This window comes from Flavobacterium sp. (assembly GCF_039932285.1).
Taxonomy (GTDB): domain Bacteria; phylum Bacteroidota; class Bacteroidia; order Flavobacteriales; family Flavobacteriaceae; genus Flavobacterium.
Genome location: NZ_JBDTQE010000097.1, coordinates 1 through 8,028, shown reverse-complemented (window position 1 = coordinate 8,028; position 8,028 = coordinate 1). Strand labels below are relative to the sequence as shown.

Here is an 8,028-nt window from a genome sequence, read left to right as displayed (position 1 = left end):
CTAATACTGACATGGTAATAATTGTATTGATTTTAGTAATCTCAATTCCTTCTTTCGGAGAGAAATCATCCCTATTTTCGACAAAAATAATGAATATTCTTTAATTTACTGCTTATCTTTCTTCAAACATTTCTAACAACTTAGTAACGGTATTCCAGTTTCTAATGGTTGCTGTTACATTCAATTTTTTCTCAATATATTTCTGATCTAATCTAGTTTTTCCTGCTCCAATATCATATTTAATGTAAATTCTACTCGAATCAATACTAGCTTCATCAGGTTTAAATTGACTGATTTTTAAATCATTTAATGCCGAAGCATTCAATTCTTTCGAAATAAAAGCGACATACAATTTCTTAGTATCTACTTCTTTTTCTTTTAGATAAGTATTGTTTTTAAAACAATCTTCTAAATCTTTTTTACCAATAATAACAATAGGAACATCGTGCCCGAAAACTTTAAAAATTTCCTGTTTGATCGTAAAACCAACGCTTGGACCATTTTCTTCTTCCGAATCTACAAATACATTTCCAGATTGAATATAGGTTTGCACATTCTGGAAACCTATATTTTCTAAGGCGATTTTCAGCGCCTCCATTTTTATCATATTGTGACCAGAAACGTTTATACCACGAAGGAGAGCGAGATGGGTTGTCATTATTTATACAGATTTTGGTATAAATTTAAAATAATTTATCAAATGAACCTAACAATCCTTATTTTTGCAACATGGGAAAAAAAATAACAGACAAAATCGTTTTTGATACGGTAAAAGTCCTTGATGCGGGTGCAAAAGGCGTTTCGGTGGCGAAAGCTCCTGATGGTAAAGTAATTTTTATATCTAACGTCGTACCTGGCGATGTGGTCGATGTGCAAACTTTTAAGAAGCGTAAGGCTTATTATGAGGGAAAAGCCATCAATTTTCATGAATATTCTGAGCATAGAACAGAACCTGTTTGCGAGCATTTTGGTGTTTGTGGCGGTTGCAAATGGCAGAATATGAAATATTCTCAACAATTGTATTACAAGCAAAATGAGGTTTATAACAATTTAAAAAGAATCGGAAAGGTCGAAATGCCTGAATTTGAACCAATTTTAGGTTCAGAAAAACAGTTCTTTTATAGAAATAAAATGGAATTTGGTTTCTCGAACGCTCGTTGGATGACCGAAGCCGAAATAAAAAGTGAAGAAGAATTTGATGACCGAAATGCATTAGGTTTTCACATCCCAAAAATGTGGGACAAGATTCTTGATATTACAAAATGTCATTTGCAAGCTGATCCGTCGAATGCGATTCGAAACGAAATACGTCGTTTTGCAATAGAAAACAATTTAGAATTCTTTAATCCTAGAAATCACGAAGGTTTACTTAGAACATTAATGATTCGTACGGCTTCTACTGGTGAAATCATGGTTTTAATTCAGTTTTTTGAAGAAAAAAAAGTACAACGTGAGTTAATTATGAATCATTTGGCTGAAACTTTTCCAGAAATCACTTCATTACAATATGTGATAAATGGAAAACCAAATGATACTATTTATGACCAAGACATAAAATTATTTAAAGGGCGTGATTATATTTTGGAAGAAATGGAAGGTTTACAATTTAGTATTAATGCTAAATCTTTTTACCAAACCAATTCTGAACAAGCCTACGAATTATACAAAATCACCAGAGATTTTGCTGGATTAACAGGGAATGAACTGGTTTACGATTTATATACTGGAACAGGAACGATTGCTCAATTTGTTTCGAAACAAGCTAAAAAAGTAATTGGAGTCGAAGCAGTTCCCGAAGCGATTCATGATGCCAAAGAAAATGCAAAACGCAATAATATTAGCAATTGTGAGTTTTTTGTAGGTGATATGAAAAACGTTTTCAATGATGCTTTTATTACACAACATGGTCATCCTGATGTGATTATTACCGATCCACCTCGTGATGGTATGCATGCTGATGTAGTGAAACAAATCCTAACTATTGCACCCGAAAAAGTGGTATATGTGAGTTGTAACTCTGCAACACAAGCTCGTGATTTAGCACTTATGGACGAAATGTATAAAGTAACTAGAATTCGCCCAGTTGATATGTTTCCGCAAACGCATCATGTGGAAAATGTGGTGCTTTTAGAAAAAAGAAAATAGATTTTTTGATGAAAAAACTAATTATAGCTTCGATTGCCTTAGTAATTACATTTTCATTATGGAATTGTGAGAAAGATGATATTTGCGAAGATGGAACGCCAACAACACCAAGAATGATTGTTGAATTTTATGACAATCTAAATCCAACAGTAAAAAAAACTGTGACTAATTTAGGAATTGTTGCTGACGGAATGACAACTGGAATTTTATATAATGGTGTAAGTAAAATTGAAGTTCCGCTACAAACTACTACGGATATTACAAAATTTAGTTTTATTTATGACTCACAAAATGTAGATCTTTCACTTCGAAATGAGGACAAAATTACCATCAATTATACAAGAAATGATGTTTTTATCTCTAGAGCTTGTGGTTACAAAACACTTTTCACTTTACTAGATAATCCTAATGGAATTATAAAAACTATTGATACTGATAATTGGATTAAAGAAATCGTAATTCAGAAATATAAAATTCTTAACGAAGATGAAGTTCATGTTAAAATTTTCTTTTAAAATTCTAATTTTATTTTTATCATTTGGTTCTTTTGCTCAAGATAAAAAGAAAGATACAATTGTACCTAAAACGCAACGATATGGTTTGCGTCTAGGTATCGATTTGTCTAAACTAGCAAGAACAGTATATGAAAAAAATTATAAAGGATTAGAATTTGTAGGCGATTATCGTTTGACAAAAAAGATGTATCTCGCCGCAGAAATAGGAAACGAAACCAAAACCACAGATGATAATACTGTGAATTTTACAACCAAAGGAACTTATTTTAAAGTAGGTTTCGATTCTAACAATTACGAAAATTGGTTAGATATGGAAAATATGATTCACATTGGTTTGCGTTATGGAGTGAGTTCTTTTAGCCAAGAATTAAATAGTTATAATATATACAATACTTCAACTTATTTTCCTAGAGCAGCTCCAGTTGCTAATGATACTAAATACAACGGATTATCTGCACAATGGGTAGAAGTTGTTGCTGGTATGAAAGTAGAATTATTTAATAATCTTTATGCAGGATTTAGCGCTCGTTTAAACTATCTGGTTTCGAACAAAAAACCTGACAATTTTGATAATTTGTATATTCCCGGCTTCAATAGAACCTATGATGGAAAATTTGGTGTGGGTTGGAATTATACAATTAGTTATTTTATTCCTTTGTATAAAAGTAAAAAATAAAAAAAAGCTTTAGTTGGGGGAACTAAAGCTTTTTTTTAACAAATCAAACAAACTAAAAACAAACTATCTTTTTACGAAAAAAATCGTATTTTTTTATCTTATACAGAAACTTATTATTAAGTTTCTACAGTACAATAGTACAACATATCCGATAAAGAGCAAAATAAAATCGATAAAATGCGTTTATTTTATTATTTTGTAAGTTTATTATTTCAATCAAGGAGCTAATCTTTCTATTTTCCAAGAAAAATCAGAATTTAATTTATACCTAATTCGGTCATGCAAACGATTAGGACGACCTTGCCAGAATTCAATTTCATGTGGTTCAACAATATAACCGCCCCAATTTTTAGGACGAAGTATTTCTTTCCCTTCACAATCGACTTCTAATTGTTTCAATTTATCTTCTAAAACTCCTCTTGATGGGATTACTTCGCTTTGGTTAGACACAATAGCGCCTAATTTGCTTCCGTCTGGTCTAGATTCGAAATAACCATCAGAAAGATTTTCTGCAATTTTTCTAACTTTTCCTTTTATGATAATTTGACGCTCTAACGAATGCCAGAAAAAAGATAAACATACATTTGGATTATTAGCTATGGCTCGACCTTTTTCGGAATCATAATTGGTGTAAAAAATAAAACCTTCATAAGTAAATTGCTTCAAAAGTACAACTCGAGCTTTAGGAAACCCATCTAAACCGATGGTAGAAACAGTCATTGCATTAACTTCCTCTACTCCGCCAAAATCTTCGACTTCATGAAACCATTTTTTGAAAAGCATTATCGGATCTTCTGGAATATTAGTTTCCAACAACTCACTTTTTTCGTATGATTTCCTGTAATTACTTAAATCTTTCATTTTGTTGGTTTTTTATAATTCAAAAACTTTACCATCATCTCCCAAAACCGTATTTTCGAAAATTGTTTGTGCTTCCGCTGCAAATAAACTTATCGATTCATATCTGGTCGAATAATGTCCTAAAATAAGTTGTTTACAATTGGCTTGTAATGCAATTCTGGCAGCTTCTTTTGCAGTCGAATGCATGGTTTTCTTGGCTAATTCTGTTTCAGATTCTAGAAAAGTGGTTTCGTGATACAAAACATCTACATTTTTAATTATTGGAATAATCGACTCATTGTATATTGTGTCCGAACAAAATGCATAACTTTTAGGAACTTCTGGATCGAAAGTTAATTCGGAATTCGGAATTACTCGTCCGTCTTCTAAAGTAATATCTTTTCCATTTTTTATATTCTGAAAATAACAGGTTTCTATTTCGTAATTCTGAACCGCATTTACATTTAGTTTGCGTTCTTTTATTTTTTCTTGAAACAAAAATCCATTAGTATAAACTCTGTGCTTTAATGGAATTGTTTTCACAATCACTTTATCATCTTCAAAAATTATTTCAGATTCGACGCTTGTCAATTCTACAAAATGCAGTTCATATTGTGGCCAAGAATTGGATAATTTTAACTGTAATTTTATAACTTCTTGAATTCCTTTTGGCCCATAAACAGTTAAATCATTATTTCTATTTAACAAATTGAAAGTAGAAATTAATCCTATTAATCCATAAAAATGATCACCGTGCAAATGGGAAATAAAAATATGGTTTATAGCAGAAAACTTGATTTTATTCTTACGCAATTGCACTTGTGTTCCTTCTCCACAGTCTATTAGAAATAATCTATTTCTAATTTCTAATACTTGCGAAGTTGGGTTTGTAAATGTTCTTGGTGTGGCTGCATAACAACCTAATATAGTAAGATTCATTAGTTTTTTCCCTTTCTGCGATTGCGTTCAGTTTTTATTAATAATAACTCACGACTGGTTTGTCCTGCAACTGAAGTATTTTCTTCGGCACGACGAATTAAGTAAGGCATCACATCTTTTACAGGGCCAAATGGCAAATATTTTGCTACATTATAACCTTCGTTAGCTAAATTATAACTTATATTATCGCTCATCCCATACAATTGTCCGAACCAAATGCGTTCGTCATTTTTAGCAATGTTTTTTTCTTGCATTTTTTCCATCAAAGTGTATGAACTCAATTCGTTGTGAGTTCCTGCAAAAACTGCCATTTTATCAATATTATTAAGCATATAAGAAACTGCTGCATCAAAATTATCATCTGTTGCTTGTTTCGATTCACAAATAGGCAATTTATATCCTTTTTCTTCGGCACGCTTGTTCTCTTTTTCCATATAAGCGCCACGAACGAGCTTCATTCCTATATAAAAACCTTCAGTTTTTGCTTGTTCATGCAACTTTTTAAGATAATCCAATCTATCCCAACGATACATTTGTAACGTGTTGTAAACAATAGGTTTTTGCTTGTTGTATTTTTGCATCATTCTGGCAACCAATTCATCGGCAGCGTCTTGCATCCAACTTTCTTCTCCATCTATGAGTAATGAAATGTCATTTTCAAAAGCTTTTTTACATACTTTTTCAAATCGCTCTTCTACCCTATTCCATTCTTCTTGTTCTGCATCGGTTAGGGTTTGTCCTTCACCTAGTTTTTCGTACAATTCGAATCGTCCGAAACCTGTTGGTTTAAAAACGGCAAACGGAATGGCTTTCTTTTCTTTGGCAAAATCAATGATTTTCAACGTCATATTCATAGCATCATCAAAATGTGCTTCGTCTTCTTTTCCTTCTACCGAATAATCTAAAACCGAAGAAACGCCTTTGGTAAACATTTTATCGACCACAGGAATACAATCATCTTCGGAAATTCCGCCACAAAAATGGTCAAAAACAGTGGCTCTAATTAATCCTTCGACAGGTAAATTAGCATTCAAAGCAAAATTTGTAACCGCAGTTCCAATTCTAACTAAGGGTTGAACGGCAATCATTTTAAACAAAAAATAAGCTCTATCAAGCTCGGTATCACTTTTTAAAGAAAAAGCATTTTGGGTATTATCGAAAATTTTATCCATATAAATAATAATGTTATGCAAATATAATATAGTAGCGTATTTTTTTATGCAAATTTTACTTTATTTTGCACAACATATAAAATAATACAAGCCAATATGGTTTCAATAGTTTCAAACGGATATTCAATACATTTTAGCCAAGGCGGTTATGATTTTTTAAATCGTAATATTAAAGAAAATAATTACTCGAAAATTTTTGTTTTAGTCGACGAAAATTCTAACGAATATTGTCTTCCGCAATTGTTACCAATGATTGAAACTCAATCTGAAATAGAAATTATCGAACTAGAATCGGGCGAGGAAAACAAAACCATCGAGACTTGCGTTCAAATTTGGAATGTTTTAATCGAATTAGGTGCCGATAGAAAAAGTTTAATCATCAATCTTGGTGGTGGGGTAATTACCGATATGGGAGGATTTATAGCTTCCACTTTCAAGCGTGGTATTTCTTTTGTAAATATTCCTACAACTTTATTATCGATGGTTGATGCCTCCGTTGGCGGAAAAAATGGCGTAGATTTAGGTGGATTAAAAAATCAAATTGGAACCATTACTAATCCAGAAATGGTGATTATAGATTCTAGTTTTTTAGAATCACTTCCGCAAAACCAGATGCGTTCTGGTCTTGCTGAAATGCTAAAGCACGGACTAATTGCCAAAAAATCACATTGGGAAAAATTTAAAAATCTAAAAGAAATAAACTTTGATGATTTTGATGATTTAATTTTCGAATCGATAACTATAAAAAGTGATATTGTAACGCAAGATCCAACCGAAAATGGAATTAGAAAAGCCTTAAACTTTGGACATACACTAGGACATGCTATTGAAACTTATTTTTTAGAAAATACTGAGAAAATAAATTTACTACATGGAGAAGCGATTGTCGCTGGAATGATATTAGAAAGTTATATTTCGTTACAACAAAAGCTAATTTCTGGAAATGAATATGCAGAAATAAAATCAACTTTAAATAATATTTTCGATAAGATAATTATCGATGAAAATGAGCAAGAAAATATCATCGAATTACTCATTCACGACAAGAAAAATGAGTACGGAAAAGTACAATTTGCACTTTTAGATGGCATCGGAAAAATAAAAATAAATCAAGCCACTGATAACGAAACAATTATCGATGCATTTTTAGATTATAAAAATTAATGATTTTTTATTAAAATATATATTATCACATTAATATTTTTTTAAATTTGTGCCATGAGCAACGGCTGTAAAGACACCAACAATAATAATTCTCGAAAACCTAAAAATGGTTTTGTAAATTCTGTTTTAAGAAAACGGGAAAGTTTGTTGGCTTTATTTTCGATAAATTCATTTAGGCATAACGAATTAGAAATAGTTTTTGCAAATATTCGAGTTTGATTAAAAAGTATCTTATTTTTTTTATACTTTTAATCCTTATAAATCTCTGATAAATAAATGAATACAAAATATTCTGACTTAATAAATCAAACATACTACTTCCCGCAAGAAGAATTCACACTTGCAAAAGACAATCTTGAGTTTCATAAAATAGATTTAATGAAACTAGTCGAACAATACGGAACACCATTAAAGTTTACTTACTTACCACAAATTTCCAGTAACATAAAAAGAGCCAAAAGCTGGTTTAGAAGTGCAATGGAAAAAAACAATTATGAAGGTAAATATTACTATTGTTATTGTACAAAAAGCTCTCATTTTGAATATATTATGAATGAAGCTTTTAAAAACAACATTC

General features: G+C 31.2%; 9 protein-coding genes and 1 pseudogene. 6 read left to right on the top strand and 4 right to left on the bottom strand.

The window, feature by feature from the left end:
* Positions 1 to 112: 112 nt before the first annotated feature.
* The gene (locus ABI549_RS12760) at positions 113 to 658 is read right to left on the bottom strand and encodes a DUF1697 domain-containing protein (RefSeq protein WP_348076843.1); all 546 of its coding nucleotides are present in this window, start codon (positions 656 to 658) and stop codon (positions 113 to 115) included.
* 71 nt (positions 659 to 729) lie between these two features.
* Here ABI549_RS12760 and rlmD point away from each other — a divergent pair, with 71 nt between their 5' ends.
* From rlmD to ABI549_RS12745, 3 genes are read left to right on the top strand one after another with little or no spacing between them, the layout of a single operon-like run.
* Positions 730 to 2,145 carry a 23S rRNA (uracil(1939)-C(5))-methyltransferase RlmD gene (rlmD, locus tag ABI549_RS12755; protein ID WP_348076842.1) on the top strand — a complete coding sequence of 472 codons (1,416 nt, stop codon included), beginning with the start codon at positions 730 to 732 and terminating at the stop codon, positions 2,143 to 2,145.
* 8 nt (positions 2,146 to 2,153) lie between these two features.
* Positions 2,154 to 2,660, top strand: coding sequence for a DUF6452 family protein (locus tag ABI549_RS12750; RefSeq protein WP_348076841.1), 507 nt, complete (start codon positions 2,154 to 2,156; stop codon positions 2,658 to 2,660).
* Positions 2,641 to 3,336 (top strand): DUF6048 family protein, encoded by a 696-nt coding sequence (locus ABI549_RS12745; protein WP_348076844.1) that lies wholly within the window; start codon positions 2,641 to 2,643, stop codon positions 3,334 to 3,336. The genes ABI549_RS12750 and ABI549_RS12745 overlap by 20 nt, the downstream gene beginning before the upstream one ends.
* A gap of 216 nt (positions 3,337 to 3,552) precedes the next feature.
* Here the strand turns inward: ABI549_RS12745 and pdxH are convergent, their stop codons facing one another.
* The 3 genes from pdxH to ABI549_RS12730 are packed head-to-tail and all read right to left on the bottom strand — an operon-like array spanning position 3,553 to position 6,287.
* Positions 3,553 to 4,197, bottom strand: a complete 645-nt coding sequence (gene pdxH, locus ABI549_RS12740; protein WP_348076840.1) for a pyridoxamine 5'-phosphate oxidase — start codon at positions 4,195 to 4,197, stop codon at positions 3,553 to 3,555.
* Between the two features lie 12 nt (positions 4,198 to 4,209).
* Positions 4,210 to 5,115 carry a ribonuclease Z gene (locus ABI549_RS12735; protein ID WP_348076839.1) on the bottom strand — a complete coding sequence of 302 codons (906 nt, stop codon included), beginning with the start codon at positions 5,113 to 5,115 and terminating at the stop codon, positions 4,210 to 4,212.
* Positions 5,115 to 6,287 carry a proline dehydrogenase family protein gene (locus ABI549_RS12730; RefSeq protein ID WP_348076838.1) on the bottom strand — a complete coding sequence of 391 codons (1,173 nt, stop codon included), beginning with the start codon at positions 6,285 to 6,287 and terminating at the stop codon, positions 5,115 to 5,117. Before ABI549_RS12730 ends, ABI549_RS12735 begins: the two co-directional genes overlap by 1 nt.
* A 96-nt stretch (positions 6,288 to 6,383) precedes the next feature.
* Between ABI549_RS12730 and aroB the strand changes: the two genes are divergently transcribed.
* The 3 genes and pseudogenes from aroB to ABI549_RS12715 all read left to right on the top strand — a co-directional run.
* Complete coding sequence (gene aroB, locus ABI549_RS12725) at positions 6,384 to 7,451, top strand: 3-dehydroquinate synthase (protein ID WP_348076837.1); 1,068 nt, start codon at positions 6,384 to 6,386, stop codon at positions 7,449 to 7,451.
* A 54-nt stretch (positions 7,452 to 7,505) separates the two neighbouring features.
* A complete protein-coding gene (locus tag ABI549_RS12720) occupies positions 7,506 to 7,670 on the top strand; it encodes a hypothetical protein (protein WP_348076836.1) in 165 nt (54 codons plus the stop codon).
* Between the two features lie 57 nt (positions 7,671 to 7,727).
* Positions 7,728 to 8,028 (top strand): annotated as a pseudogene (locus tag ABI549_RS12715) (arginine decarboxylase); the annotation flags it as partial.

Coding starts and splice junctions, on each gene's coding strand:
- ABI549_RS12760 (WP_348076843.1), bottom strand. CDS start 658: ATGACAACCCATCTCGCTCTCCTTCGTGGTATAAACGTTTCTGGTCAC.
- rlmD (WP_348076842.1), top strand. CDS start 730: ATGGGAAAAAAAATAACAGACAAAATCGTTTTTGATACGGTAAAAGTC.
- ABI549_RS12750 (WP_348076841.1), top strand. CDS start 2,154: ATGAAAAAACTAATTATAGCTTCGATTGCCTTAGTAATTACATTTTCA.
- ABI549_RS12745 (WP_348076844.1), top strand. CDS start 2,641: ATGTTAAAATTTTCTTTTAAAATTCTAATTTTATTTTTATCATTTGGT.
- pdxH (WP_348076840.1), bottom strand. CDS start 4,197: ATGAAAGATTTAAGTAATTACAGGAAATCATACGAAAAAAGTGAGTTG.
- ABI549_RS12735 (WP_348076839.1), bottom strand. CDS start 5,115: ATGAATCTTACTATATTAGGTTGTTATGCAGCCACACCAAGAACATTT.
- ABI549_RS12730 (WP_348076838.1), bottom strand. CDS start 6,287: ATGGATAAAATTTTCGATAATACCCAAAATGCTTTTTCTTTAAAAAGT.
- aroB (WP_348076837.1), top strand. CDS start 6,384: ATGGTTTCAATAGTTTCAAACGGATATTCAATACATTTTAGCCAAGGC.
- ABI549_RS12720 (WP_348076836.1), top strand. CDS start 7,506: ATGAGCAACGGCTGTAAAGACACCAACAATAATAATTCTCGAAAACCT.